This is a genomic window from Pseudarthrobacter sp. KH_020_B, assembly GCF_057840185.1.
The window spans coordinates 2,847,639-2,873,703 of sequence record NZ_CM174506.1 but is presented as its reverse complement, the minus strand read 5'-3'; the positions used below and the strand labels follow the sequence as shown (position 1 = coordinate 2,873,703).

Annotated in this window: 27 protein-coding genes, 1 tRNA gene and 1 other RNA gene; 16 read left to right on the top strand and 13 right to left on the bottom strand. The window is 65.1% G+C overall.

Annotated features, from left to right (window positions below):
• Window positions 1-13: 13 nt before the first annotated feature.
• Entirely contained in the window at window positions 14-517 is a 504-nt protein-coding gene (locus AC3IT0_RS13220) for an RNA polymerase sigma factor (RefSeq protein ID WP_489320237.1), read from the bottom strand.
• Window positions 518-739: 222 nt separating this feature from the next.
• Between AC3IT0_RS13220 and AC3IT0_RS13215 the strand changes: the two genes are divergently transcribed.
• The 3 genes from AC3IT0_RS13215 (at window position 740) to AC3IT0_RS13205 (ending at window position 3,624) form a co-directional block, all read left to right on the top strand.
• On the top strand, window positions 740-1,030 hold the full coding sequence (locus AC3IT0_RS13215) for a hypothetical protein (protein ID WP_489320236.1): 291 nt from the start codon (window positions 740-742) through the stop codon (window positions 1,028-1,030).
• A gap of 265 nt (window positions 1,031-1,295) precedes the next feature.
• Entirely contained in the window at window positions 1,296-2,093 is a 798-nt protein-coding gene (locus AC3IT0_RS13210) for an IclR family transcriptional regulator (protein ID WP_489320235.1), read from the top strand.
• A 214-nt stretch (window positions 2,094-2,307) separates the two neighbouring features.
• Entirely contained in the window at window positions 2,308-3,624 is a 1,317-nt protein-coding gene (locus AC3IT0_RS13205) for an MFS transporter (RefSeq protein ID WP_489323793.1), read from the top strand.
• A 223-nt stretch (window positions 3,625-3,847) separates the two neighbouring features.
• On the opposite strand, the gene AC3IT0_RS13200 is transcribed toward AC3IT0_RS13205, so the two are convergent.
• Window positions 3,848-4,912: a D-2-hydroxyacid dehydrogenase gene (locus AC3IT0_RS13200; RefSeq protein ID WP_489320234.1), complete on the bottom strand. Its 1,065-nt coding sequence runs from the start codon at window positions 4,910-4,912 to the stop codon at window positions 3,848-3,850.
• 73 nt (window positions 4,913-4,985) lie between these two features.
• On the opposite strand from AC3IT0_RS13200, the gene AC3IT0_RS13195 reads away from it, so the two are divergent.
• Genes AC3IT0_RS13195 through AC3IT0_RS13185 form a run of 3 tightly spaced genes read left to right on the top strand, consistent with a single transcriptional unit; the run spans window position 4,986 to window position 7,764 of the window.
• The gene (locus tag AC3IT0_RS13195; protein ID WP_489320233.1) at window positions 4,986-5,930 is read left to right on the top strand and encodes an NAD(P)-dependent oxidoreductase; all 945 of its coding nucleotides are present in this window, start codon (window positions 4,986-4,988) and stop codon (window positions 5,928-5,930) included.
• Entirely contained in the window at window positions 5,927-6,697 is a 771-nt protein-coding gene (locus AC3IT0_RS13190; protein WP_489320232.1) for an SDR family oxidoreductase, read from the top strand. The genes AC3IT0_RS13195 and AC3IT0_RS13190 overlap by 4 nt, the downstream gene beginning before the upstream one ends.
• Window positions 6,697-7,764 (top strand): L-idonate 5-dehydrogenase, encoded by a 1,068-nt coding sequence (locus tag AC3IT0_RS13185; RefSeq protein ID WP_489320231.1) that lies wholly within the window; start codon window positions 6,697-6,699, stop codon window positions 7,762-7,764. The genes AC3IT0_RS13190 and AC3IT0_RS13185 overlap by 1 nt, the downstream gene beginning before the upstream one ends.
• Before the next feature lie 64 nt (window positions 7,765-7,828).
• Here AC3IT0_RS13185 and AC3IT0_RS13180 read toward each other — a convergent pair whose 3' ends face one another.
• Window positions 7,829-8,557: a FadR/GntR family transcriptional regulator gene (locus AC3IT0_RS13180; protein ID WP_489320230.1), complete on the bottom strand. Its 729-nt coding sequence runs from the start codon at window positions 8,555-8,557 to the stop codon at window positions 7,829-7,831.
• A gap of 172 nt (window positions 8,558-8,729) precedes the next feature.
• On the opposite strand from AC3IT0_RS13180, the gene gndA reads away from it, so the two are divergent.
• Complete coding sequence (gndA, locus tag AC3IT0_RS13175) at window positions 8,730-10,166, top strand: NADP-dependent phosphogluconate dehydrogenase (RefSeq protein WP_489320229.1); 1,437 nt, start codon at window positions 8,730-8,732, stop codon at window positions 10,164-10,166.
• Between the two features lie 124 nt (window positions 10,167-10,290).
• Window positions 10,291-11,124 carry an oxidoreductase gene (locus AC3IT0_RS13170; protein WP_489320228.1) on the top strand — a complete coding sequence of 278 codons (834 nt, stop codon included), beginning with the start codon at window positions 10,291-10,293 and terminating at the stop codon, window positions 11,122-11,124.
• Between the two features lie 8 nt (window positions 11,125-11,132).
• On the opposite strand, the gene epsC is transcribed toward AC3IT0_RS13170, so the two are convergent.
• From epsC to msrA, 3 genes are all read right to left on the bottom strand, one after another.
• Window positions 11,133-11,717 (bottom strand): serine O-acetyltransferase EpsC, encoded by a 585-nt coding sequence (gene epsC / locus AC3IT0_RS13165; RefSeq protein ID WP_489320227.1) that lies wholly within the window; start codon window positions 11,715-11,717, stop codon window positions 11,133-11,135.
• A gap of 39 nt (window positions 11,718-11,756) precedes the next feature.
• Window positions 11,757-12,692, bottom strand: coding sequence for a cysteine synthase A (cysK, locus tag AC3IT0_RS13160; RefSeq protein ID WP_489320226.1), 936 nt, complete (start codon window positions 12,690-12,692; stop codon window positions 11,757-11,759).
• Between the two features lie 65 nt (window positions 12,693-12,757).
• Window positions 12,758-13,282, bottom strand: coding sequence for a peptide-methionine (S)-S-oxide reductase MsrA (msrA, locus tag AC3IT0_RS13155; protein ID WP_489320225.1), 525 nt, complete (start codon window positions 13,280-13,282; stop codon window positions 12,758-12,760).
• Window positions 13,283-13,381: 99 nt separating this feature from the next.
• On the opposite strand from msrA, the gene AC3IT0_RS13150 reads away from it, so the two are divergent.
• Together AC3IT0_RS13150 and AC3IT0_RS13145 are read left to right on the top strand one after the other, a co-directional pair.
• On the top strand, window positions 13,382-14,305 hold the full coding sequence (locus AC3IT0_RS13150) for a Nif3-like dinuclear metal center hexameric protein (protein ID WP_489320224.1): 924 nt from the start codon (window positions 13,382-13,384) through the stop codon (window positions 14,303-14,305).
• 87 nt (window positions 14,306-14,392) lie between these two features.
• On the top strand, window positions 14,393-15,148 hold the full coding sequence (locus AC3IT0_RS13145) for a zinc ribbon domain-containing protein (RefSeq protein WP_489320223.1): 756 nt from the start codon (window positions 14,393-14,395) through the stop codon (window positions 15,146-15,148).
• A gap of 60 nt (window positions 15,149-15,208) precedes the next feature.
• On the opposite strand, the gene AC3IT0_RS13140 is transcribed toward AC3IT0_RS13145, so the two are convergent.
• Entirely contained in the window at window positions 15,209-15,973 is a 765-nt protein-coding gene (locus AC3IT0_RS13140; RefSeq protein WP_489320222.1) for a YaaA family protein, read from the bottom strand.
• A gap of 57 nt (window positions 15,974-16,030) precedes the next feature.
• On the opposite strand from AC3IT0_RS13140, the gene rnpB reads away from it, so the two are divergent.
• The 4 genes from rnpB to AC3IT0_RS13120 all read left to right on the top strand — a co-directional run bounded on the left by rnpB (window position 16,031) and on the right by AC3IT0_RS13120 (window position 19,374).
• An RNA gene (gene rnpB / locus AC3IT0_RS13135) (RNase P RNA component class A) lies at window positions 16,031-16,422 on the top strand.
• 303 nt (window positions 16,423-16,725) lie between these two features.
• Window positions 16,726-18,168, top strand: coding sequence for a glyceraldehyde-3-phosphate dehydrogenase (locus tag AC3IT0_RS13130; RefSeq protein ID WP_489323792.1), 1,443 nt, complete (start codon window positions 16,726-16,728; stop codon window positions 18,166-18,168).
• Window positions 18,169-18,246: 78 nt separating this feature from the next.
• Entirely contained in the window at window positions 18,247-18,450 is a 204-nt protein-coding gene (locus AC3IT0_RS13125) for a hypothetical protein (protein WP_056340655.1), read from the top strand.
• Between the two features lie 126 nt (window positions 18,451-18,576).
• On the top strand, window positions 18,577-19,374 hold the full coding sequence (locus AC3IT0_RS13120; protein ID WP_489320221.1) for an HNH endonuclease family protein: 798 nt from the start codon (window positions 18,577-18,579) through the stop codon (window positions 19,372-19,374).
• Between the two features lie 9 nt (window positions 19,375-19,383).
• Here AC3IT0_RS13120 and def read toward each other — a convergent pair whose 3' ends face one another.
• From def to orn, 3 genes are all read right to left on the bottom strand, one after another.
• Window positions 19,384-19,956 carry a peptide deformylase gene (gene def / locus AC3IT0_RS13115; RefSeq protein ID WP_489320220.1) on the bottom strand — a complete coding sequence of 191 codons (573 nt, stop codon included), beginning with the start codon at window positions 19,954-19,956 and terminating at the stop codon, window positions 19,384-19,386.
• A 115-nt stretch (window positions 19,957-20,071) separates the two neighbouring features.
• Window positions 20,072-20,144, bottom strand: a tRNA-His gene (locus AC3IT0_RS13110).
• Window positions 20,145-20,273: 129 nt separating this feature from the next.
• Window positions 20,274-20,864 carry an oligoribonuclease gene (gene orn / locus AC3IT0_RS13105; protein WP_489323791.1) on the bottom strand — a complete coding sequence of 197 codons (591 nt, stop codon included), beginning with the start codon at window positions 20,862-20,864 and terminating at the stop codon, window positions 20,274-20,276.
• 199 nt (window positions 20,865-21,063) lie between these two features.
• Here orn and mptB point away from each other — a divergent pair, with 199 nt between their 5' ends.
• The gene (gene mptB, locus AC3IT0_RS13100; RefSeq protein ID WP_489320219.1) at window positions 21,064-22,620 is read left to right on the top strand and encodes a polyprenol phosphomannose-dependent alpha 1,6 mannosyltransferase MptB; all 1,557 of its coding nucleotides are present in this window, start codon (window positions 21,064-21,066) and stop codon (window positions 22,618-22,620) included.
• Between the two features lie 15 nt (window positions 22,621-22,635).
• On the opposite strand, the gene AC3IT0_RS13095 is transcribed toward mptB, so the two are convergent.
• Window positions 22,636-23,346, bottom strand: a complete 711-nt coding sequence (locus AC3IT0_RS13095) for a DNA alkylation repair protein (RefSeq protein ID WP_489323790.1) — start codon at window positions 23,344-23,346, stop codon at window positions 22,636-22,638.
• Between the two features lie 218 nt (window positions 23,347-23,564).
• Here AC3IT0_RS13095 and map point away from each other — a divergent pair, with 218 nt between their 5' ends.
• A complete protein-coding gene (gene map, locus AC3IT0_RS13090) occupies window positions 23,565-24,332 on the top strand; it encodes a type I methionyl aminopeptidase (protein ID WP_489320218.1) in 768 nt (255 codons plus the stop codon).
• On the opposite strand, the gene AC3IT0_RS13085 is transcribed toward map, so the two are convergent.
• Both AC3IT0_RS13085 and AC3IT0_RS13080 read right to left on the bottom strand, forming a co-directional pair.
• The gene (locus AC3IT0_RS13085; protein ID WP_489320217.1) at window positions 24,319-24,954 is read right to left on the bottom strand and encodes a GNAT family N-acetyltransferase; all 636 of its coding nucleotides are present in this window, start codon (window positions 24,952-24,954) and stop codon (window positions 24,319-24,321) included. The genes map and AC3IT0_RS13085 overlap by 14 nt on opposite strands.
• 5 nt (window positions 24,955-24,959) lie before the next feature.
• Window positions 24,960-26,048 carry a LacI family DNA-binding transcriptional regulator gene (locus AC3IT0_RS13080; protein WP_489320216.1) on the bottom strand — a complete coding sequence of 363 codons (1,089 nt, stop codon included), beginning with the start codon at window positions 26,046-26,048 and terminating at the stop codon, window positions 24,960-24,962.
• Window positions 26,049-26,065: the final 17 nt, after the last annotated feature.

Here is a 26,065-nt window from a genome sequence, read left to right as displayed (position 1 = left end):
ATGCGATCCATGGCTAACCCTGCCTTTCGGACATCAGATGTGACGGGAAGGCGCGGGCAAAGGCTTTTCTGGCTCGGTGCAGCCGCACTCTCGCGGCGGAAACGGAACAACCGAGACTTGCGGCGAGTTCCGCCGTCGTCAGTTCATCCCAGTAGCTCAGCATGAGAACCTCACGGTCCTTGTCGTTCAGTTGCGAAAGGACGTCCACGACGGCGGCGGCCTCCGGACTGCGATGCGTCTGTGCTGCCGCTCTGGCCTGGTCAGCCAGGCGCTCGGTAAGTGAGTGCTCGCGTTGGCGTCCGCGGTACTCGTTGCCCACCAGGTTCCGTGCGGTGGCAATGAGCCAGCCGATCCCTGGAACTTCCGGGATTTGCCTTTCCCAGGCGATCCGAAAAACATCCGAAGCCAGTTCTTCGGCCCGCTGGGAGTCACTGATCCGGTACGCGATGTACCTGTATACCCGGCCAAAGTGCTCGGTATGCATCGCAATGAACTGATGCTCCCTTGTGGCCAACATGGTGCCCCCCTTGCATGCGGACGGTTCCCACCCCTTGACTCTTAAGTTTCCGCACGAAGGGCAAAAATTACATCGGTGCAGAAAAACTTTCCTGCAGTCCTTAGCTCGCGTCCGATCCGCGGAATCCGGGCGGCCAGTCGGTGTCCATCCAGTGCCGCAGCGGGTCGAAGGCCCTGACTTGGTGGCGCCATATTGTCGGTGGCTGACCCTAGTGTTCCCGCTATGGAATATGTGGTGGTGAAGACGGCCAAGGACGGCAGCCCGACGGCGGTGGTCAGCAACGGCCGGGAATGGACCGTCGGTGCCGACGCAGTGAGATGGTTTGAGCGCGTGCGCTGGTGGGAGGCGCAGCGCCGTATGCCCAAAGGGCTGGGCCGCGTGGATGTTGAGGTGCTGCAGGTCCAGGTGCGGCTGGGCCGCAATCCGCAGTCCGCGCTGACCACTATGCTGCTGGAGCGCGACGGCCTTGGTGGTGGCTGGCGGCTGAGGGAATCCGTGGTGGACGCCGCCTGAACACGGCGGCAAAGGCCACGACAACATTCAGGCATTGGAAAACCCTCCACCGCGACTATTGGGGGATGCCGCGGTGGAGGGTCTGAAATGAATATACCGTGAACTTCCCGAAACAAACAAATGCCACGCGAATGGGGGTGCGTGGCGCGGCGGACGGCGCCGTGAGTCGGGCTCTGAATCGCCGCCAAGCCATTATGATGGTTACTGTTCAGCAGAATGAACGCATCTACGCGAAGCGCCCCGGCGTGCCGATCGAAGGAGAATCATGGCCGATTCCCGCACCTCCCGCTCCTCCGAGGGATTGGGGAGCACATCGCCGGCGCCGGCGGTCACGCGTGCCGCCGCCGTCATGGACGCCCTGGCAGCCTCTGCGACGGGGCGGCTGACACTAAGCGACCTGGCCCGCGAACTGGGGATCCCCAAGTCGTCCACCTCCAACCTGTTGCTGGCATTGGAAGAAGCCAGGCTGATCAGCCGCCAGGGCGCCGAATTCACGCTAGGACGCAAGCTCGTGGAACTTGGTGCCGCCTATCTCAGCCGGCTCGACGAAGTGCAGGAGTTCTACCGGTTCTGCGAGCAGGCGCCGACCCTTTCCGGGGAGACAGTACGCATAGCCATGCTGGACGGAACCAACGTGATCTATTTGGCCCGCTACGAGGGTCATCCGGCGGTCCGCCTGACGTCCAACATCGGCGACAAAATGCCGGTGTCCCTGTGTGCCGTGGGCAAGGCCCTGATTGCCCGCCTTCATGACCACGACGTCGACGCAATGTTTTCCGATGACGCCGAACTTCCGGTGCTGACGCCGAAGTCCCTCCGCACGGGGGCGGAATTGAAGGCCCACCTGACCACCATCCGTAAACAGGGCTATGCGTTCGAGGATGAGGAGTCCACCACGGGAGTGGTCTGCCTGGCGGTGGCGGTGCCCACGCGCGGCGCCCACGGCCCGAGCCTTGGTTTGTCAGTCACGGCTCTTAAGGCCACATACTCCGCGGAGCAGGGTGCCCAGATGGTCAAGGAATTGAACGAGTTGGCGCGGTCCCTGGGCAACCCCATGGGCTGAGTATGGCGCCCGGACGGCCCTATATAACGTTCAAAACCCTGGTTGTGACCAAAATATCCGTCAACCGCTTGCTACGTGTTCAACTTGCTGTACTCTGTTCAATATAGTGATCGACGCCACGGGGTGTCCTCGCTATCCCACCAGGCCAACGGGGGCCTGGAGTGTTTTTGAGGGAGTTCTTGTGACAACTCGTACTAAATCACCGCAGACTGACATGGACGGCGCCGCCGTCGATCCGGAGCAGCTGCGAAGGGCAACTCTTGCCAGTTCAGTAGGCTCCGCACTGGAGTACTACGACTTCTACATCTACGGCCTCGCCTCGGCCTTGATCTTTGGACCGCTCTTCTTCTCACCGCTGGGGGAAAGCGGCGCCATGATCGCGTCGTTCGCCACCTACGGCGTGGGCTTCGCAGCCCGGCCGTTCGGCGGCATCGTCTTCGGCTACATCGGTGACCGGTTCGGCCGGAAGATGGTCCTGATCCTGACCATCGGCCTGATGGGCATGGCCAGCTTCGCCATCGGGCTCCTGCCCACCTTTGAACAGGCGGGAATGGTAGGCGCAGTGCTCCTGGTGGCCCTTCGAATCCTCCAGGGCCTGGGTGCCGGTGCCGAGCAGGCAGGCGCCACCACCCTGATCTCGGAAGTGGCCCCGCGCCGCCGTCGTGGATTTTTCGCCGCACTGCCGTTCGTCGGCATCCAGCTGGGCACGCTGCTCGGCGCAGGCACCTTCGCCCTGATGGCACTGGCTGACAAGGAAGTGCTGCAGGGCTGGCTGTGGCGCGTTCCGTTCCTGGCGAGCGTCATCCTGATTGTCGTAGCGGTCTTCATCCGGCTCCGGCTCAAGGAAACGCCGGTCTTCCAGGAACTGGAAAAGCACAAGGCCGTGGTCAAGAACCCCGTAGTGCAGATCTGGAAGCACTCGAAGAAGAACGTGCTCATCGGCATCGGCCTGCGCATGGGAGAAAACGGAAACTCCTCCATCTACTCAGCCCTTCTGGTGTCCTTCATCAGCATGCCCGCCGGGATCTTCGCCGGCGACAAGTTCATCGGCCCCACGGGCCTCCTCATTGCCGCCGGATTCGCAGCCGTCATGGTGGTTACCTTCGGTGCCCTGTCCGACCGCTTCGGCCGCGTTCCGGTATACCGTTACGGCGCTCTCTTCCAGGCTGCCATCGCCCTGCCGGCCTTCTACCTGGTCACGCTCGGCAATGTCACCCTCGTCTGGGTGGTCATGGTGGTGGGCATTTCGCTCGGCGTGCAGTCCATGCTTGGTCCGCAGTGCGCCCTGCTGCCGGAACTCTTCGGCTCCCAGCACCGTTTCACCGGCGTGGCGCTGAGCCGTGAACTCTCCGCCGTCCTGGCCGGCGGATTCGCACCCATGATCGGTGTGGCGCTCCTGGCCGCGACCGGCCATTCCTGGCTGGTTCCCGCCATCTACTCCCTGGTCCTGGCGCTGATCTCCTTCGGCACCACCTTCGCCACGCCGGAAACCAATGGCCGCGACCTGCTCCTGGTGGAGGACGCACGCTAGACGCACCGTACCCACTCTATGAAGGTGGCCTCCCCGAAACGGGGAGGCCACCTTCCGGCGTTAATGCCCAAACAGCCAGATGCACCTTCCCCGGCGCCCCACGGTGCTTCCCGCCGACACGACGCGGACACAACCGCCGACACAAAAGAGCCCCTGCTGAGGATTCCTGTTTCCAGGATTCCTCAGCAGGGGCTCTGTGTTGCGGGGCCGGTGGGCGGTGCCCTTAGTAGAAGTGGACCGGGTCCACCAGGTGGGGGAGGTCGCCGCCGTTGAGGAACGTGCGCAGGTTGCTGCAGAAACGCTCCGCGATCAGGCGGTTCTCCGCAGCACTGAGCGCCGAGGTATGCGGCGACACCATGACCTTGGGGTGGTTCCACAACGGGCTGTCCGCAGGGAGCGGTTCCACGGCAAAGACATCGAGGCAGGCGTAGGAGACCTGGCCGTTGTCCAGGGCCTCCAGCAGGGCGTCCTCGTCCACAACGGTGCCGCGGCCCACGTTCACAAACACCGTTCCCGGCTTCATCGCGGCGAACACCTCGCGGTTGAAGAGCTTCTCCGTGTACGGGGTGCCGGGCAGCGTATTGACGACGGCGTCCGCCGAGGCGAGCAGCCCGGCCAGGCCGTCGTTGCCGGCGACCTGCTCGATTCCTTCGATCGGTTCAACATTCCGCTTGGTGCCGCTGACCGTCATGCCCAGGGCGCGGGCGATCCGGGCCGTCTCCAGGCCGATTTCGCCCAGACCGGTCACCACCAGCGTGGAACCGCTGACCAGGCGGGTGGGGGTCCGAAGCTCAGGCCACACCTTGGCCGCCTGGTCCTGGGCCAGTTCGGCGCTGCGCTTGAAGCCGTTGAGGATTCCCAGGGCAGCGAATTCTGCCAGCGGCAGGGCGTGGACGCCGGCGGAGGTGGTTACCTTGAATTTGAGGAGTGTTTCCTGGTCCAGCCCGGAGGCCTTGACGGCACCGCCGGCGCCGGCGGCCATGGCGTGGACCCACTGGAGCCGTGGATTCTCGCGCGCGATGCGGGCCAGTCCGGCGGGGCTTTCATTGGGCAGGCCGTACAGCACCTGCGCCTGGTTGAGCATGGCCCAGTACTGCTCCTCCTGCGCGGGAGTGCGTTTGAAGTCCGGGTCCCCGGAGTGGTCGGCCGGAAAACGCTCGGGCGGAAGCAGGTCCGGCTCATAGAGGACAGTTACGGAGGGGTCTACGGCGCGGATGCGGTCCACCAGCTCGGCTTCGAGCGGGACGGCGATCGCGACGGTGGTTAGAGTCGTCATAGTGTTCATCATACTGAATAGCGGCTAGGATATTGGACAGATTTCTCTTCATTAACCACCCAACGATGTGAGTCGAGGCCTATAGATGGAAGACAGAACAGCGGGCTTTGTAGGCCTGGGGCTGATGGGGCTGCCCATGGCAGCGAATCTGGTCCGTGCCGGCTGGACGGTTACTGCCTGGAACCGATCCGAAGGACCCCTGAAGGAGTTCGTGGCGCAGGGTGGCCGCTCCGAGCGGGACGTTGCATCCCTGCGGGACCTGCTGGTCATCGCGTTTATGCTCCCCGACCTGTCCTTCATCGAGGAGGCCACGGCGGGGCTGCTGGCGAGCTGGGAGGAAAATCCGCCGCAGGCCGGCACTGCCGTGGTGGTCATGAGCTCAGTCTCACCGGCGAAGGTCCAGGACTTCGGGCGACGGGTCCACGAGGCAAGCCACGGCCGCGCCGCCGTGGTGGACGCACCGGTCAGTGGCGGGACCAAGGGCGCGACCGACGGGACCCTGGCCATCATGGCTGGCGGTACCGCGGATGATTTCCGGCGGCTCGAGCCCTTCTTCAACGCGATGGGGACCACCGTCAGGCATATGGGCCCACTCGGCGCTGGGTCGCTCGCCAAGGCCTGCAACCAGCTCATTGTAGGAACCACGACGGCGGCGCTCGCCGAAGCGGCCGAGCTCGCCGACCGCTCCGGGATGGATCCAGCGGCGCTCTTCGACGTCCTGGCCGGCGGCCTTGCCGGCAGCCGTGTCCTGGAGAACGTGGGACCGCGCCTGGTCCGGAAGGACTACGCACCAACAGGCCCGGCGAAATTCATGCATAAGGACCTGTCCTTTGTGCTCGAATCAGCCCAGGCGGCAGGCGCTGCCGTGCCCATGGCGACTGCCGGCGTCGAACTTTACGCAGAACTCAAACGCCAGGGCCTTGGCGATCAGGACCTTGCCGTGGTCCGCCAGGCCATTTCGAATCTGAGCGACAACACCAATATCGCGGAACCTGCGGATGCCGCAACGAAAGGAACAGCTGCACGATGAGTGGACTTTTTGATTTGACCGGGCGGGTTGCCTTGGTGACGGGCTCGAGCCGGGGGATTGGCAATGCGTTGGCGCGGGCGTTGGCTGGGGCCGGGGCGACGGTGGTGTTGAACGGTGTGAACGCGGAGCGGTTGAAGGCGGCGGAGGCGGCGATGGCTGCGGATTTCGCGCCGGGGCGGATCCATGGTGTCGCGTTTGATGTCACGAGTGATGCCGAGGCCGCGCGGGGTGTGGCGTGGGTGGAGGAGCATGTGGGGCCGTTGCAGATTCTGGTGAATAACGCCGGGATCCAGCACCGGGTGCCGATGCTGGAGCTGGATGTCGCGGATTGGGAGCGGGTGATCAGGACGGATCTGACGAGCGCGTTCCTGGTGGGCCGTGCGGCCGCACGGCACATGATTCCGCGGGGGCGGGGCAAGATCATCAATATTTGTTCGGTGCAGACGGACCTGGCCCGGCCCACGATTGCCCCGTATGTGGCGGCGAAGGGCGGGCTGCGGAACCTGACCCGGGCGATGACGGCGGAGTGGGCGGGGTCCGGGCTGCAGATCAACGGGATCGCCCCGGGCTACATCCACACCGAGATGACGCAGAACCTGGTGGACGATGAGCAGTTTAACGCCTGGATCCTGGGCCGGACGCCGGCGCACCGGTGGGGCACGGTCCAGGACCTGGCCGGTCCGGCGGTGTGGCTGGCCTCGGACGGGTCGGATTTTGTGAACGGGCAGACGATCTTTATCGACGGCGGAATGACGGTGGTGGTCTGATGGGCGCGAACACAACACTGTCCGTGTCGGGTGCTGCGGTGGTGGCGTATGCGGCCGGGGATCTGCGGATCGAGGACGTCCCGTTGGCGGCACCGGCCCCGGATGAGGCCGTGGTCGAGGTTTCGTATGGGGGGATCTGTGGGTCGGATTTGCATTACTGGCTGCACGGGGCTGCGGGCGAGTCGATCCTGAAGGCGCCGATGGTGCTGGGGCATGAGGTTTCCGGGACGGTGGTGGCGGCTGCGGCGGACGGGGCCGGCCCGGCCGCCGGGACCCCGGTCGCGGTCCACCCGGCCACCCCGGGCCCGGGTGCGGGGGAGGTGCGGTGGCCGGCGGACCGGCCCAACCTGTCCCCGGGCTGCACGTACCTGGGCTCCGCGGCACGGTTCCCGCACACCGACGGCGCGTTCAGCCGGTACGTGAACCTGCCGAGCCGGATGCTGCGGGTGCTTCCGGCGGGCCTGGACCTGCGGACCGCGGCGCTGATCGAGCCCGCCGCGGTGGCCTGGCACGCCGTGGCGAGGGCCGGGGACGTGGCGGGCAAGTCCGCCCTGGTGATCGGGTCCGGGCCGATCGGTGCCCTGGCCGTCGCGGTCCTCAAACGTGCCGGCGCGGCCCGGATCACCGCCGTCGACATGCATGCCAAGCCGTTGGAGATCGCCGCGGCCGTCGGCGCGGACGCGGTCCTGCAGGCCGGCGACGCGGAGGCGATCGCCGCGGTGCAGGCTGATGTGGTGATTGAGTCCTCGGGCAGCCACCACGGCCTGGCCTCGGCGATCCAGGGCGCGGCCCGGGGCGGGACCGTGGTCATGGTGGGGCTGCTGCCCACCGGGCCGCAGCCGGTCCTGATTTCCCTGGCCATCACCCGGGAACTGGACCTGCGCGGGTCCTTCCGCTTCAACAACGAAATCGATGACGTGATCACCGCCCTCGCCGACGGCACCCTGCAGATCGGCCCCGTGATCACCCACGAATACCCCCTCAGCCAGGGACTGACCGCCTTCGAAGTGGCCAGGAACTCCGCCGAATCAGGAAAAGTCCTCCTCAACTTCCAACCGGCAAGCTGAGTGTTTGAGCGCGAACGGACACTTGAGGCCCCAACTCAAGAGGGCCTCAAGTGTCCGTTCGCGCTCAAGCCCGGCGGACCGGAATGAACACCCGGGGCTGGTCCGTCCACGTTCCGGACAGCCTGGAGGTGGTGCGGCGCATGATCTGTTCGGACGCGGCCCGGGCCGTGGCGGCGTCCCCCGCGGCGACCGCTTCGGCGAGGTCCACATGCCACTGGAGCGCCCCCTCATGGGGGTGGTCCGGCATTAGTCCGTGGACCGTGCGCCCCGTCAGGGTCTCCGCCACCTGCCCCATCAGGTTGGCAAACATTTCGTTGCCCGATCCGGAAAGCAGGACCGAGTGAAAAGCGATGTCCAGCTCCAGGAACTTCTGCGCGTCGCCGGTGTGGCCGGCGTCGCGGAGGGCATGGGCGATGTCCACCAGTTCCCGCCGCAGCTGTGCCGGTGCATTGTTCGCTGCCAGTTCGGCCGCGGCGGGCTCGACGGCGGAACGCAGTTCGATCAGTGAGCGCAGCTGGGCGCCCCGGGCGTCGCTGGAAAGCCGCCAACGGATGACCTGCGGATCGAAGGGGTTCCAGCGGCTCGGCGGCAGTACCCGGATCCCCACCCGCTTGGTGGTTTCCACGAGGCCCAGGGACTGGAGGACCCGCACGGCCTCGCGGACCACGGAGCGCGAAACCTGCAGTTCTTCCTCAAGATGCTCGGCCAGCATGATGTGTCCGGTGGGCAGCTCGCCCGTGATGATCCGGGTGCCAAGGTTCTCAATGGCACGGTGGTGCAGGCTGGTCGACATGGACTCAAGCCTAAACTGGGATTGACTGGCCCCGTTCCACAAAGTGGGCACCGCTTCCCTCGGGCCGTTTGAATATATATGCTTTATTCGGATCCCTCGGTTCGTGACAGCGTGCTTCGCTGCGAACGCGGAGCCACCTGCACATCCATTGCACAACGAAATTGGAGTTTTGATGTCTGCACACATCGGTGTCACCGGCCTTGCGGTGATGGGCGCCAACCTGGCCCGCAACCTGGCCCGCAACGGCTTCACCGTTGCCCTGCACAACAGGTCCGTCGAAAAGACTGACGCACTGCTCGAAAAGCACGGCACGGACGGCGACTTCGTCCGCACCGAAACGCTGCAGGAACTTGTTGACTCCCTGGAGAAGCCCCGCCGTGTCCTGATCATGGTCAAGGCCGGCAAGCCCGTTGACTCGGTCATCGAGCAGCTTGAACCCCTGCTGGAAGCCGGCGACATCATCATCGACGCCGGCAACTCCCACTACGAGGACACCCGCCGCCGCGAAGCCGCGTTGGCGAAGAAGGACCTGCACTTCGTGGGCGTCGGCGTTTCCGGCGGCGAAGAAGGCGCACTGAACGGCCCGTCCATCATGCCCGGCGGCTCCAAGGAGTCCTATGACGCCCTCGGACCGCTGTTGGAAAAGATCTCAGCCAAGGTCGACGGCGAGCCCTGCTGCGCATGGGTAGGCACCGACGGTGCAGGCCACTTCGTCAAGATGGTCCACAACGGCATCGAATACGCCGACATGCAGGTCATCGGCGAAGCCTTCGACCTCCTCCGCTCCGGTGCAGGCATCGAGCCGGCCGAGCAGTCCAAGATCTTCACCGAGTGGAACAAAGGCGAGCTGTCCTCCTTCCTCATCGAAATCTCGGCAGAGGTCCTCGGCCACGTTGACGCGAAGACCGGCAAGCCGTTCGTTGACGTTGTGGTGGATGCCGCAGGCCAGAAGGGCACCGGCCGCTGGACGGTCATCTCCGCCCTCGAGCTCGGTTCCCCGGTCTCCGGCATCGCCGAGTCCGTCTTCGCGCGTGGACTGTCTTCGCAGGCCGAGCAGCGCAAGCTGGGCCAGGAACTGCTGGCCGGCGCGGAGGCATCCGTGGAGATCCCGGAGACTTTCGTCGAAGATGTCCGCCAGGCACTCTACGCCTCCAAGCTGGTCTCCTACGCCCAGGGCATGGACATGCTGACGTCCTCCGCCAAGGAATACGGCTGGGACCTCAAGCTGGACGAGATCGCCTCTCTCTGGCGCGCAGGCTGCATCATCCGTGCGGAGCTACTCAAGGACATCACCAAGGCCTACGCCGCCGAGGAAAAGCCGGCCAACCTGCTGTTCGCCCCGGCCTTCACCAAGGCGATTGCCGACGCCCTCCCGGCGTGGCGCCGCGTGGTTGCCACGGCTGTCCAGCTGGGCATCCCGGTTCCCGTGTTCTCCTCCTCCCTGGCCTACTACGACGGCCTGCGCCGCAAGCGTGTGGCCGCAGCCCTGATCCAGGGCCAGCGCGACCTCTTCGGCGCGCACACCTACGGCCGCGTCGACGCCGAGGGCACGTTCCACACCCTGTGGGGCGAGGACAAGTCCGAAATCGAAGCAGTGGACACGCACTAATCGCCATGCTCTGATTGCATCAAGCTGCAAACCCTGCGGCCGGCACTTCCCGGATATTCTGGGAGCTGCCGGCCGTTGGTGTTTCCGGCAGCAGCCGCGGTGTCCGTCCATCCAAGGAGTCAGAATGCCCAAGCCAGTCGCATTTGTTACGGGAGCTTCCACGGGTATCGGCTTCGAGGCGGCGAAGACGCTCAGCAGCCACGGCTTCATCGTCTATGCCGGCGCCCGCCGGGTGGACAGGATGGAGCCGCTGAAAGCGCTTGGCATCCAGGTCCTGGCACTGGACGTGACGGACGACGACTCGATGCGTGCCGCCGTCGGCCGTGTCCTGGAAGAGCGCGGGCGGATAGACGTCCTGGTCAACAACGCCGGCTATGGGTCCTACGGGGCGCTGGAACAGGTGGACCTGGCCGAAGGCCGGCGCCAATTCGAGGTGAACGTCTTTGGCCTTGCCAGGATGACCCAGCTGGTTCTGCCAGCCATGCGGAGTGCAGGGCGGGGCAGGATCATCAACGTCTCGTCCATCGGCGGAAAGTACTACGAGCCGCTCGGCGCGTGGTACCACGCCACGAAGTTCGCCGTTGAGGGTATGAGCGATTCGCTGCGGCTGGAACTCAAGCCGCACGGCATCGAGGTAGCCATCATTGAACCGGCAGGTACGCTGAGCGAATGGGGCCGGATTTCCGCCGACGGGCTGCTGACCAGCAGCGGCGAGGGGCCGTACGCTGCCCAGGCCCGGCAGATGGCGGACCTCCTGGCGACCACGGACAGGCCCGAAACGTCAACGCAACCGACGGTGATTGCGGCGGCCGTGCTGCACGCGGCCACGGCTGCGCGTCCCCGGACCCGGTATCCGGTGGGCAGGGGAGCGGCAGCCATTCTGGGCCTTCGGCGCCTCCTGCCGGACCGAATCTATGATGCGGTGGTTATGGCAGTCCTGAAGCGTGTTGCCGGCTAGAAGCAGGGTCAGATCCGGTATTCGATGTCGTACTCGGCCGGATCCACTGCGGGCTTGGTTTCCCGCTGGGCATCGCGGTGGCGCCACTTGGCGGGCACTCCGGTAACAATCGATTCCGGTGGCGCGTCCTTGACCACCACGGCGTTGGCGCCCACGGCGCTGTCCCGGCCGATGGTGATAGGTCCCAGGATCTTGGCTCCGGCACCGATGGTGACCCGGTCCTCAATGGTGGGGTGGCGCTTGACCTTGGCCAGGGAGCGGCCGCCGAGCGTGACGCCGTGGTAGATCATCACGTCTTCGCCGATTTCGGCGGTCTCGCCGATGACCACACCCATGCCGTGGTCGATGAAGAAGCGCCGGCCGATCGTGGCGCCGGGATGGATCTCGATTCCGGTCAGGAAGCGGCCCAGCTGCGACACCAGCCGCGCCGGGAACCGCAGCCCCGGGGTCTGCCACATCTGGTGCGTCAGCCGGTGGATCCAGATGGCGTGCAGCCCCGAATAGGCGAAAAAATTCTCAAAAGAACCTCGAGCCGCCGGGTCGTGTGACCGGGCGGCGTCGAGGTCTTCCTTCAGTCTTGCGAAAAAGCCCACAAAGTTCTTTCTACAGGAAACGGGGCGACAACGGACTGATCAGCCGCGGATGTCGTCATAGAGCACGGTGGAGATGTAACGCTCACCGAAGTCGCAGACAACCGCCACGATCAGTTTGCCGGCGTTCTCCGGACGCTTGGCCAGTTCCAGGGCACCCCAGACGATGGCGCCGGAGGAGATGCCGCCGAGGATGCCTTCCTTGACGCCGAGTTCACGGGCGACGCGGACGGAATCCTCCAGGGTGGCGTCCAGGACTTCGTCGTAGACGTTGGTGTCCAGGATTTCCGGGATGAAGTTCGCACCGATGCCCTGGATCTTGTGCGGCCCGGGAGCGCCGCCGTTCAGGATGGCGGAGTCCTTCGGTTCGATGGCCACAATCTGGATCTCAGGATTGCGTTCCTTCAGGACCTGGCCGACGCCGGTGACGGTTCCGCCGGTGCCGATGCCGGCGACGAAGATGTCCACCTTGCCGTCGGTGTCGGACCAGATTTCCTCGGCGGTGGTGGTGCGGTGGATCTCAGGGTTGGCCTCGTTGGCGAACTGCTGGGCCCAGATGGAGTTCTCCGTGTTGGCCACGATTTCCTGGGCCTTCTCCACGGCGCCGCGCATGCCCTCGGAACCCGGGGTCAGGACGATCTCGGCACCGAAGGCCCGCAGCATAACGCGGCGTTCGGTGGACATGGTCTCGGGCATGGTCAGGATGACCTTGTAACCGCGGGCCGCGCCCACCATGGCCAGGGCGATGCCGGTGTTGCCGGAGGTGCCTTCAACGATGGTGCCGCCGGGCTTGAGGGCGCCGGACTTCTCGGCGGCGTCAACGATGGCCACGCCGATGCGGTCCTTGACGCTGTTGGCCGGGTTGTAGAACTCAAGCTTGACGGCCACAGTGGCGCCCAGGCCCTCGGTGAGCCGGTTCAGGCGGACCAGCGGAGTGCCGCCGACCAACTGCGTTACATCGTCATAGATCCGTGCCATGTAGATATGCCTATCTCTCAAGAGTGAATGCTGAGGTCAGCCTAACGATGGCTGAGCGGCCGCTGCTAAGCATTAAGCCATGCAGAGTAATATTTCCTGGCCTTGGCGAGCTTGGGATTGATGATCACCTGGCAGTAACCCTGCTCGGGATACTTGGCGTAGAAGTCCTGGTGCAAGTCCTCCGCAACATGGAACCGTGGCAGCCGGCTGACCTCGGTCACGATCGGGTGCGACCACAGCGCCTGGTTCCGGTCAATGGCTTCCTCGAAGAGAATCTTCTCCTCGGTGGTCTCATAGAACATGGACGAGCGGTATTGCGTGCCCACGTCGTAGCCCTGGCGGTTGAGCGTGGTGGGATCGTGCAGCACGAAGAACATGTCAAGGATGACCTCGGCCGGGATGACGGACTCGTCGAAAGTGACCGCCACCACTTCAGCGTGGCCCGTGGTTCCGCCGCAGACGGAGTAGTAGTCCGGCTGGGGGTCATGGCCGCCCGTGTACCCGGAAATCACCGACGTGACGCCCTTGGTTTTTTGGTAAACAGCGTCAAGGCACCAGAAGCAGCCCCCGCCAAGAACAAAAGTTTTCATGACCTCTTCAATGGTTGAGCGCGCCGGATGATTCCCTGACCACCCTACGAGACTTTGAAACATGCGGGGCAATCGGCCCGATGGGGTAAAACTGAGACTATGGAATCTGCAGACACCGGCGTTACAGATGCGGAAAAGCACGACGACGGCACCCTTACCAGGGAGGACGCTGCAGCGGCTGGTCCGGCTGCGCCCACGCTGGGCCAGGTGCTGCTGGCGGTAGAGGAACTGTGGCCCGAGTCGCTGGCCGAAAACTGGGACGAAGTTGGGCTGGTAGCCGGCCACCCGTCAGCGCCCGTTACCAGGGTGATGTTCGCCGTTGATCCGACTCTTACGGTGATCGAGGAAGCCGTGGAATGGGGTGCCGAGCTCCTGATTACCCACCACCCGCTGCTCCTCAAAGGCGTCACGTCGGTGGCGGCCACCACAGCCAAAGGTCAGGCCATCCACCGGCTCATCGAGTCTGGCACCGCCCTCCTGACCGTCCACACCAACGGTGATTCCGCCGTCGGGGGCGTTTCCGATGTCCTGGCTGATGCGCTGGGACTCGAAGGCGTCGTCCCGCTGACTGTTGCCGCGAACGGCCTGCCCGAGGAAGGAATCGGACGCGTCGGTGATCTGGCTGACGTGATGAGCCTGGGCGATTTCGCTGCCCGGGTGTTCGGCATCCTGCCGTCCGTGGCCGGGGGCGTCCGCGTGTCCGGGGACAAGGACGGGCTGGTGCGGCGCATTGCGGTGTGCGGCGGCGCAGGGGATTCGCTGTTCAACGAGGTGCGCGCCAACAATGCCGACGTGTACGTCACTGCCGACCTGCGTCACCATCCGGCGTCCGAAGCCCGCGAAGAGGCAGTGAACGGACGCCCCTACCTGATCGACGTTTCGCACTTCGCCAGCGAATGGCTGTGGCTGCCCGCCGCGGCGTCGGCACTGGGCAATGTGCTCGCCGACCAGGGCCACGACGTCGAGATCCAGGTAAGCACCACCAACAGCGATCCGTGGGACTTCATTCTGACTCCGGGCTAAGCCAGGGGAGCACGCTAGGCGCTAGAGTCTAAACAGCGCCGATACGGTGCCCGGCTTCGGCCGGATTGGATTTAGCGGAGGTAAATAGTGGCCAAGGCAGCACCGACGGAACAGTTGAAGTTGCTCGAACTGCAGGGGCTGGACGCAAAGCTCAGGTCCCTGTCCAACCGCCGCCGCGCCCTGGAAACCGATCCACGGATCGAGGACCTGCAATCTGCCCTGTCCGTCGCCAACGGTGAACTCGGCTCCGCAAAGATGGCCGTGCATGACGCCGAAGCCGAGCTGAAGCGCTCCGAAGCCGACGTCGAACAGGTTGCCTCCCGCATCGAACGCGACGAAGCCCGGCTCAACAGCGGAACGGGGCTGTCAAAGGACCTCGTGGCGCTGCAGAAGGACATCGCCTCCCTCAATAAACGCCGCTCCGACCTTGAAGACGTGGAGCTGGAAGTCCTGGAACGCCTGGATTCGCTCCGCGAGCGGCAGGCTGCCCAGCAACTCATCGTGGACAACGTCCAAGGCTCTTTCGGCGGCATCCGGGCCGAACTCGATGAGGCCCTGGCCGAAGTGGCCGCTGAAGCGACCGTTGTCAGCGGCAAGCGCGCCGAATTCGCTGCAGGACTCGACGCCGGGATGCTGGCTATTTACGAAAAGACGCTGGCAAAGCGGGGAGTGGGCGCCGCCCGGTTGTTCCACGGAACCTCTGAAGCCTCCGGCATGAAGTTGAGCCCCGGAGACCTCGCAGAAATCAAGGCCGCCGCCGAAGACGACATTGTGTTCTGCCCGGACTCCGGCGCCATCCTGGTGCGCTCCGCCGAGTGGAACGCGCCCGCCCCAACTGCCTAGCAGCCCAAGTAACTAGCAGATAACGTCGTGAAAATCGCGAATGACGACGTTAAATGCGAGTCAGTTGGGCAGGATGATGTTCAGGGCATGCGGCTTCCGGGCTGAACCATCAACCAGCTCCGCGTCCCATTTTTCGCGCGTGGCCTTCAGCAGCTGCGACGGGGTCTGCGGGGCGTGGCCGCGGCGGGCCAGCAGGTGCCGCGCCAGCTCTCCTCGGGTGTGCTTGGCGAAGTGACTGACCACCTTGCGCACCCCGTTCACCTCCGTGAAAACGTTGACAGCCACCGTCTGAGCCGGCGGCGGTGCCCACGCCGCGGCATACGTGCTGGAGCGGCAGTCCACGAGCAGCTGCCCGGACACCGACTCGGCGAGGGCCTCCGAAAGCTGCGGCTTCCAGAACGAGGCGAGGCGGCCGACGTCGGGCAGTGCCGTTGCCATCGACAGCCGGTAGGCGGGCACGCTGTCGGCGAAGCGGATGGCACCCCACAGTGCCGAGATCACCAGCACCGACACATCGGCCTTCCGGCGCTGCGCCGGCGTCAGGGTTTTGTAGCCGAGGGCGTCGTACAGAACGCCCGAATAGATCTGGTGCGCAGGGGCCGCCGGTTCGGCGTGGAGCCGGGTGTTGCGTTCGACGTCGTCCTGCAGCGATGCGCCGACGCCCAGCAGCGCGAGGGCATCCTCGTGTGCGCTGACCGTCCCCAGTGCCTCCAGGACCTTGGCCCGGTAGGTGTTGAGTTCGGGAAAGCTCAGCGACGGCCAGTCGACGGCGGACCCGCGGACTGCGGGGGTCTTGCCTTCGGAGGGGGGAAGCAGAATCAGCACCGTACGATCCTACCGGCGACGGCGTGGCCTCCTTCCGGCGGTAGACTGGGCTGCGGATGGGTTGACCAGGCGGCCGCGCGTCACGCAAGTGGCTCGAGGAACGTCCGGGCTCCGCAGGGCAGGGTGGTGGGTAACGCCCACTCGGGGTAACCCGCAGGCCAGTGCCACAGAGAACAGACCGCCTGCGTCGCGCCGTTTTGAAAGCGGCACGAAGCAGGTAAGGGTGAAACGGTGGTGTAAGAGACCACCAGCTTCCCGGGTGACCGGGAAGGCTAGGTAAACCCCACCCGGAGCAAGGCCAGACAGGACACGTTTGAGGGCTGCCCGCCCGAGTGTCCGGGTAGGCCGCTGGAGGGCGTCGGCAACGGCGTCCGTAGATGGATGGCCGCTACTCCCGCGCTGGTAACGGCGCGGGAGCACAGAACCCGGCGTATCGGTCAACCCATCCAGCACCACCACCGGGCCCGGACCCGCGCCGCATGTGAGTGATTTCACGCTGGCGGCGGCGGTCCGCGCGGCTGCTCCAGCCTAGAATAGAGAGCGAACGTAGAAGTTCTGCCGCCGGGTCTGCGTTCGCAGCCGGTGGCTTTTCTTTACGCTTCTCCACGGCACCCGGGATGGACCGCATCCTGCCGGTGCCAGAGCCCCTGGACAACATCAGGTGGCCGCCAACCGCATACGAGGACGTATGCGGCTGAACCGAGGAAGGTAGTTCTGTGAGCCAGACGTCAGATTCTTGTCTTGATACGTGGATGGGCCGGGAGGCTCTCGCCGAGGCCATGATTCCGGTGATTGGCCGGCTGTACCGCGAAAACAACGTGGTGACCAGCATTCACGGCCGCAGCCTGATCAACAAGTCCACCATGAACATCCTGAAGGCGCACCGTTTCGCCCGCCGTATGAGCAACACCGAGCTCCTGCTCGAAGAGACCGCACCGCTGCTGAACATCCTGGCTCAGCTGGAGCTGGGTGCGGCAGCCATCGACGTAGCCCGCCTGGCAGAGAAGTTCAAGGCCGAAGGCGACGGCGCCACCCTGGAAGAGTTCCTCCGCGCCGAGCTTGCCGAGATTGTGGGCAAGCGCGGCGGCGATGACCGCACCAGCACCGACGTTGTACTGTACGGCTTCGGCCGGATCGGCCGCCTGCTGGCGCGCCTCCTGATCGAAAAGGCAGGCGGCGGCCACGGCCTGCGCCTGCGCGCCATCGTGGTGCGCCGCGGCTCGGACAAGGACCTCACCAAGCGTGCCAGCCTCCTGCGCCGCGACTCGGTCCACGGCTCCTTTGAAGGCACCATCCGCGTGGACGAGGAAGCCAACACCATCACCGCGAACGGTGTCCAGGTCCAGGTCATCTACTCGGACAACCCCGCCACGATCGACTACACCGCCTACGGCATCAAGGATGCGCTCGTTGTGGACAACACCGGCCGCTGGCGCGACGCTGAAGGCCTGTCGCAGCACCTGCAGAGCAAGGGCGTTGCCCGTGTTCTCCTCACCGCACCGGGCAAGGGCGAACTCAAGAACATCGTGCACGGCATCAACCACGGCACCATCCTGGACTCGGACCAGATTGTGTCCGCGGCCTCCTGCACCACGAACGCCATCACGCCGGTCCTGAAGGCCATCAACGACAAGTTCGGTGTGATCCACGGCCACGTGGAGACGGTCCACTCCTTCACCAACGACCAGAACCTGATCGACAACTTCCACAAGGGCGACCGCCGGGGCCGCTCCGCCGCGCTGAACATGGTCATCACCGAAACCGGAGCGGCCACCGCTGTGGCGAAGGCCCTGCCCGAACTTCAGGGCAAGCTTTCCGGCAGCTCCATCCGCGTCCCCACTCCGGACGTGTCCCTGGCGATCCTGAACCTGAGCCTGGAAAACGGCACCACCAAGGATGAGGTGAACGATTATCTGCGCCAGATGTCCCTGCATTCGGACCTGCGCAAGCAGATTGATTACATCGATTCACCCGAGGTTGTTTCCACGGACTTCGTCGGCTCGCGCCGTGCCGGCATCGTGGACGGTCTCGCCACGATCTCCAATGATAAGAACGTCATCCTCTACGTCTGGTACGACAACGAGTTCGGCTACAGCTGCCAGGTAGTCCGCGTCATGGAAGAGATGGCCGGGGTCAACCCGCCGTCCTTCCCTGCCAAGGAAGCCGCTGTTGCCTTGGCCGCAATCGCCGTCTAGGGCCGACTGCCGGCTGGCTGCCCGACATTCCCGGCTGATTCGCTGGAATCAGCCGGGAATCGGGGCCACACTGGTGGCATGGATAACGAAACTCTCCACGAGACCACCCTTGAACACGCCCTCGACGTCGCCAAGGCCAACCACAAAGAAGCCATCCGGCTCCTGGAGCAGGCACGCGCGTCCCGGGCGTCCGGCGACGTTGGTGACGACCGAGTGCGGCAGCTCGAAGGGCTCCTCCAGGTTGCGGAGGAGGACCTGCGCCGCGTAGCCCGGGAGCAGTAGGCGGCCCTTAGTAATAGGCGGCCTACCCGGGCCACTCTTCCTCCCCATTGTGGATAACCGTTTCGGTGTCAGTGGGGTGGCCTAGGCTCTTCTGGTGCATTACATTTCCGGAAGAGCTGGTTGCCCATGACCGTCAGCTGGCGTGCCTACCGCCGTGCCCGCCGCCGTTCCAGGCTGGCTTGGGCTCTCCTGGCGGTGCTGGCCCTGTCCGTAGTGGGCTTTGTGGGGTGGTTTTTCACCACTGGCCAGTTCGCGGCGGCAGAACCGGCAATCGCAGGACCCAGCGAGGCGCCTGTTTTCGACGGGACCTGGATGAAGCCCGTGATCCCGGTGCACGCTGTACCGCGGGGGAGTGCCGTGGCCGCCCTCGAGGTGCTGCCCGTCAAGGGACGGGCTCCGACGGACAACTATCAGCGGGAGGCCTTCGGGCAGGCCTGGCTGGACGTGGACCGGAACGGCTGCGACACCCGCAATGACATCCTCCGCAGGGACCTCACCGCTGTGGGCTTCACGGAGGGGTCCAAATGCAGGGTTGCGTCAGGGGCTATCCAGGAGCCGTACACGGGGAAAGCCATGGAGTTCCGGCGTGGTCCGGAAAGCAGCAAGGAAATCCAGATCGATCACGTTGTGGCGCTCAGTGACGCGTGGCAGAAAGGCGCACAGGGGCTGACCCCGCAGCAGCGCCATAGTCTGGCCAACGATCCGATAAACCTCATCGCCGCGGACGGTCCCGCAAATCAGCAGAAGAGTGCAAGCGACGCGGCCACCTGGCTGCCGAAGAACAAGAATATCCGCTGCCATTATGTTGCCCGCCAGATCTCGGTGAAGGCGTCATATGGGCTGTGGGTCACGCAGCCGGAGAAGGACGCGATGAAGCGCGTCCTGGACTCCTGCCCGGATCAGCCAACCATTACCACCCGGTAATGCGCTGGCTCAGTGGCCGAACGGGTCCGGATCCACGCCGGGCATCCAGGTCAGCCCGGGCACACCCCAGCCGCTCTTCTTGGCCAGTTTCATGGCCTTCCGCGCGTAGCGGTCCATCAGCCGGTTGACGTAGAGTTTTCCGTCCAGGTGGTCGTATTCGTGCTGGATCACCCGTGCGAACCATCCGGTCGCTTCGAATTCAACTGGCTGCCCGTAACCGTCAAATCCTTCCACCCGCGCCCACTCCGCACGCTTGAGCGGGTACGCGCCACCGGGGAACGAGAGGCATCCCTCTTCCTCTTCCTCGGGGTCCGGCAGGGCGCCAGAGATTTTGGACAGGGTCAGGACCGGGTTAACCAGGACTCCGGTGGCGGGAGCGCCGTCGTCATTGGCGTACTTGTACACGAAGATTCTCTTGCCAACACCAACCTGCGGGGCGGCCAGGCCCACACCGTTGGCGGCGTCGTTGGTTTCAAACATGTTCGCGATCAGCGTGCGCAACTCGTCGTCGAACACCTCCACCTCTGCGGCGCGGCGGTGCAGCACCGGTTCTCCCCAGACGGTGATTGGCAGAACTGTCATGGCAAGTGACCCTTCGTGCGTGCGGTGTGGCACCGGCATTTTGTGCAAAAGGAAAGGCCGCACCGGATATCCGGTACGGCCTCCAAACGAACGGCTGCTACTGCCGCCCTATGAGGGTGAGCTACGGGGGTTGAACCCGCGACCTCCTGGACCACAACCAGGCGCTCTGCCAACTGAGCTAAGCCCACCATGTGCCCCGCAGATGATCCGGTAACCCGGTCCTCTGGAAAGGCAACTCAAATAGCTTACCTGCTGTTTGCGGGCGCTTGTGCCACTTTTGGGGTTTTTGCGAAAATTTCTACCAAACGTGGCGCAGATTACTCTGCCGGGGCGGCGGGCGTACCGGGTGTGGCAGAGATGCGCTGGGCGATTTCCCGAGCCGTGACGCTGTCAGGCCCCGGAGCCGGAACAAAAACCGCCTCGCGGTAGTAGCGGAGTTCGTCGATGGAATCCTGGATGTCCCCCAGGGCGCGGTGGCCGCCCTTCTTTGCGGGGGACTGGAAGTAAGCCCGGGCGAACCAGCGGCGGGAGAGTTCCTTGATGGTGCTCACGTCGATCACGCGGTAATGCAGGTGTTCCACAACGGCCGGCATGTCGCGGGAGAGGAAGACGCGGTCGGTTCCCACGGAGTTGCCGCCCAACGGTGCCTTGCGCGGATCCGGCACCCACTTTTCGATGTATTCCATGACGGCGGCTTGGGCCTCGGCCATGGTCTTGCCGTGAGGCAGTTCCTTGAGCAGCCCGGAACGGGTGTGCATGTCCCGCACGAAGTCGTTCATCTGGGCGAGGGCAGCATCCTCGGGCTTGATCACCACGTCCACACCGTCGCCGAGAATGTTGAGCTCTGAGTCCGTCACCAGCGCCGCCACCTCGATCAGGGCGTCGTTCTTGATGTCCAGGCCGGTCATTTCGCAGTCGATCCAGACGATGCGTTCGTTAGATATAGGCACCGGACCAGCCTACCGTTTAGCTTCCCGGCAACCGTCCGATGCTAGGATTTCGGGTACATGGGGGCGAGGACTTTGCCGCTGTGCCTGCGCGGCCCGGGCGGCCACTGCCGCCCGCGGGGCTGAAGCGCCGAGTGTAAAGAGATTGGACGATCCTGAGATGACGGCGCCTGTGCCTGCAACGGGGGAGATGGCCGCCAGCGTGATCCCGGAGCCTGCTGCGGCAGAAGTGGATAACGCCAGGTCCCCCATCCTTGCCGGTCTTGTCGGCTCGGTCCTTATGGTGATCGGCTCCCTCGGCGTCGGCTGGCTGGCCCCCGTTTCCGAACTCCGCCGGGTACCCATCTTCATCTGGATGCGCACCGAGGCCATCGGCGTTGCCTTGGCCATCGTGCTGGTTGCGGTGGGCGGCATGCTCCTGGTCCGCTCCTGGCTGAGGCTCGGCCAGCGGGTCCGCGTGTGGGGGCCGGCGGCGCGAAAGGCAACGCTGCAGGCCATCGCGGCGTGGGGCCTGCCGTTGATGTTCACCGTCCCGCTCTTCAGCCGCGACGTGTATGCCTACATCGGCCAGGGCAGGCTGATGGTGGAGGGGTTCAACCCCTACGAGAACGGCATCTCGGCGCTGTCCAACTACTTCCAGCTTGGCGCCGACAAACAATGGACCGAAGCTCCCGTGCCGTACGGCCAATTGTTCCTGTGGATCGAGCAGTTTGTGGTCTGGTCCACCAACGTCCAGCCCGAGGCCAGCGTGATGCTTTTCAGGCTCGTTGCGCTGTTTGGTGTGGTCCTCTGCGTCATCTATGTGCCCAAGCTGGCCGAGCTTCATGGCGTCAATCCGCACCGCGCCCTCTGGCTCACCGCGGCCAACCCCCTGTTCCTCACCAACTTCATCGCGAGTGTCCACAACGATGCCCTCATGATCGGGCTGGCCCTTGCCGGGCTGTACTACGCGGCCACCAGGCGCGTGGTGCTGGGTATTGTCCTCGTCACGCTTTCCATCGCCGTCAAGCCCATCACCATCGTTTTCCTGCCGTTCATCGGCCTGCTCTGGGCAGGCAAGAACGCCGGCTGGCCACGGAAATTCCTGTTCTGGGGAATGACTGGAGGGCTGAGCCTGGCCATTCTGTACGGCCTGAGCCTGGTCAACGGGTTCGGCTTCGGCTGGATCAACGGGCTGTCCGCCCCTGGCAGCCTCTTCATCTGGTACGCCCCGGTGGGCCTGGTGGGGCTGGTGATCGCTTCCGTTTCGAACGCCTTCGGCCTCGACGGGTGGACGCTCGCAGACTGGGTGTTCGACGCCGGCAAGCTACTTGCCGTAGGCATCGTCGCCTTCCAGATTTTCAAGGGTGAGCATAACCGCCTGATTCGCCGCCTCACCTTGGGCTTTGCGGCCATTGTGGTGCTGGCGCCGATGATCCAGTCCTGGTATGTGGTGTGGCTCATCCCGCTGTTCGCGGTGACAGGCGTCCGCAATGACTGGCAGGTCAAAGCCCTGTACTTCATCGTGTCGTTCTTTATGATCTACGCCATTTCCGACCAGCTGGAAGTGTTTCCCTACCTCCAGACCGAGGACCTGGGACTTGCCCTGGTCCTGGCCCGCTTCGCGGCAGCGATCACCGGCCTGCTTTTCGCCATGTACCTGATCTTCATGGATCCGGGCACTAAGCGGCTTTTCCGGAAGTCGGCCGAGCCGGTGACCGAACGCCCGGTGATCTAGTCTCCGCAGGTGCGGTTATCCGGCGCCGGTGCTTCCCGCCGTCGTGCCCTCCAGATGGCGCACGGCTTCCTTTCTGGACAGCGGACTCAACTGGGACCCCTTTTCCGCCACAAAGCTGCGTACCCAATCCGGGTCCGTCTTGGCGTATTCCCGAAGGGCCCAGCCAATGGCCTTACGGATGAAAAACTCCGGGTCCGCCACGTTCGGCTCGATCACGGCCCGCAACAGGTCCTGATCCGTGTGGGCCTTGGCCTTCAACTGCGAGGTGATGGCCGAACGCCTGATCCAGAAGTCCTGGTCTGTGCTCCAGGCCAGCAGCAGTTCGGTCATCATGGGCCGGTGGGCCCGGAGAAGCCCGCCGATCCGAGGCGACACTCCATCCACGAGATCCCACCACGCGCCGGTGCGGATGATCTCCTCATGGATAGGGAGCATCAGCTGGTCACGGGCCACCAGCCGGAGGCTCGTCAGGTCAATGGCCGCATAGCGTTCCTCGCGCACCGTGGAGCCGCGCCAGAATTCAAGCACGGTGGCCCGCAACTGGCCCGCCGACGTAAAGGGATGGGCGGCGGCAGCGGCCAGCGCCAGCCGCCTGACTTCCGGGACCCTGACGCCCAGTGACGGCAGGGTGGACTTCATATACGCCTGCGCTCCGGCGGCCCGCGCCGAGTCCGCATGTTCGCGCAGCGCCGCGCGGATGGCGTCCAGCAGCTCGGTGTTAAGCAGCTCGCGGTTCGGCGCCTCCGTGGCCGTGGCCTCAGGGTCCAAGGATTCCTTGTCCGGCGATGCCTTATGCGGCGATAATCCGTCCATGGTGCAACTGTAGCGAGCCGCCGCCGGCGTGAATGCTGGGCCGGGCCTCTTCAGCAGGACGGCCCTAGAGTGGAAGCAGACAAACTGCACGTTCCGTTGGACTGTGCCACCCGACGTCGGAGGTTCCCTGCATGTCCATGATCAAGACTCCCGAGCAGATTGCCCTCATGCGCGAAGCCGGGCGGGTGGTGGCCAATACGCTGGCGGCGGTGCGTGAGGCGGCCGGAGTGGGTGTCACCCTGCGGGAGCTCGATGCGCTGGCCGCCGAGACGATTGCCGCGGCAGGAGCCACGCCGGCCTTCCTGGACTACCACCCGCGCTGGGCCTCAGTTCCGTTTCCCGGGGTGATCTGTACCAGTGTCAATGACGCCGTGGTCCACGGGATCCCCGACGGCTACAAACTCCAGGATGGTGACCTCCTCAGCGTGGATTGCGGGGCATTCCTGGACGGCTGGTGCGGCGATGCGGCCATCAGCTTCATCGTGGGAACACCCGATCCTGTGGACCAGGCGCTCATTGAAGCCACGGATGCCGCCTTGGCCCGAGGGATCGAGGCAGCCCGGATCGGCAACAAAATGGGCGATCTTGCCTACGCGATCGGCGGCGCCGCGCGCCGGGCGGGGTACGGCCTGCTGGCTGACCACGGCGGCCACGGGATCGGCCGCACCATGCACGCCGAACCGCCTGTACCCAACGACGGCAGGCCGGGACGGGGGATCAAGCTCACCGAGGGGCTGGTCATCGCCATCGAGCCCATGCTGATCCTGGGCCGCAAGGACGACTACTACCACGACGACGACGAATGGACGCTGCGCTCCGCCAACGGCCGCCGGGCTGCCCACAGCGAACACACGGTGGCCATCACCGCGGACGGCCCGGTGATCCTTACGCTCCCTTAGGTCCGGTCAGGCTCAGGCGCACCACGGCCCGCCCCGGGACGGCACTGCTGACCACGGTGAACCCGGCGCGCAGGAAGAGGTTCAGCGTGCCGTGGTAAAGATCTGCGGGTCCCGCTTTGGGCCGCTGCTCGCGGTCCACCGGGTAGCCTTCCACAACGTCTGCACCATTGAGCCGGGCATGCTCGACGGCGGCACGCAGCAGGGCGTCGGCCACGCCGCTCCGGCGGTGGCCGGCCGCGACCACAAAGCAGGTCACTGACCACACTCCGCCGGACGCATTCGGTGATGCAGTTTCGGAGTCGGGCAGCCCTGATTCCTCGGCCAGCCGGAGCACACGGGAGCGAAGCACGCGTGGATAACAGGTCCGTGGCTCCACGGCACACCAGCCCACCGGCTGACCGTCGACGAAGGCGAGGACGCCGGGGGCGGGGGAGCCGCCGTCGAACTTTTCCTTTAACTGTGCTTTGCGGGCGCCCGGTTCCAGCGCGGAGTACTCCGGACCGGTGAGGGCGAAGAACCGGCACCAGCAGCGGGACGGCTCACCGGGGCGGCCGAACAACTGCTCCACGCCGTCCCACTGCGCCGCGGCCGTCGTCAGGCCAGCGGCGGGCCCGTCCGTCATATTGGTCAGGCCACCGACCCGGCGCCGCTCGCCTGCGCCACTTCAGTGCTGCGCCGCAGTATGACCTGGCCGGTTATCGGCGATGATCCGGCATCGTCGGCGGACAGGCCGGCTGCGCTGCTGGCGGCCTGCCGTCCGATCTCCTCGAGGGGAAGGTGCACCGTGGAGAGAGCGGGACGGAAATCGCGCAGGGTCTCAATATCGTCGAATCCGGCAACGGCGGCGTCACGCGGGATCCGCAGTCCCTGCGCGCGCAGCGCGGCCGCGGCACCGATGGCCATAACATCGTTCACAGCAAAGATGCAGAGCCTTTTTGTCTCGCCCCCCGTTCGGGACCCTGTGATCCGTGCAGCCAGGGCGAGTCCTGCTTCGAAGCCGCCGGCACGGGTGAAGTCCGTGCGGATGATGTCCGCGGCAGGCAGGCCGGCGCCGGCAAGGCCGCGCTGGAACCCACGGATCCGGTCGTCGGACGTGAACAGCCCTGCCGGGCCGGCGATGATGACGAAGTCTTCTTCCGGCGACTCGGCCAGCTCAGTTGCAAGCTGGGCGGCCAGTTCCTCATTGGGCACACTCACCACGTGGTAGCCGTCTGCCGCCGTGGCGCCCACAATCCCGTGGCCGATCACACCCACGTGGCCGCCGTTGCGGCAGTAGCGGTCAAGTTCCGCAGCGAGCTCGGTATTGCCTTCCATGTCCTCGGTGCGGGATGTCCGTGATCCTGCGATCACTATCGAATCGGCGCGGCGCGCGGCGAATGCTGCCACGGCCTCCTTTTCACTCTCCGGAGCGCCCTCGGTGGTGGCCAGCAGCACCATCTTGTGCTGTTCCCTGGCGGCTTCCTGGACGCCGCGGGCAATGGCCGCAAAGTACGGATCGGCGATGTCATGCACGATCAGCCCGATCAGCCCGGAGCTGGACTTGGCCAGCCCCTGCGCCTGGGCGTTGGGAATGTAGCCGAGGGATTCGGCAGCCTGGCGCACCCGGTCGGCAATGTCCTTGCCGGGTATCCGGGCGGAGCCGTTCAGCACGCGGGAGGCGGTGGCCGGCGAAACGCCCGCCAGCCGCGCCACCTCGGTGAGGGTACTTGCAGCCACAGCTTCTCCCGTTCATA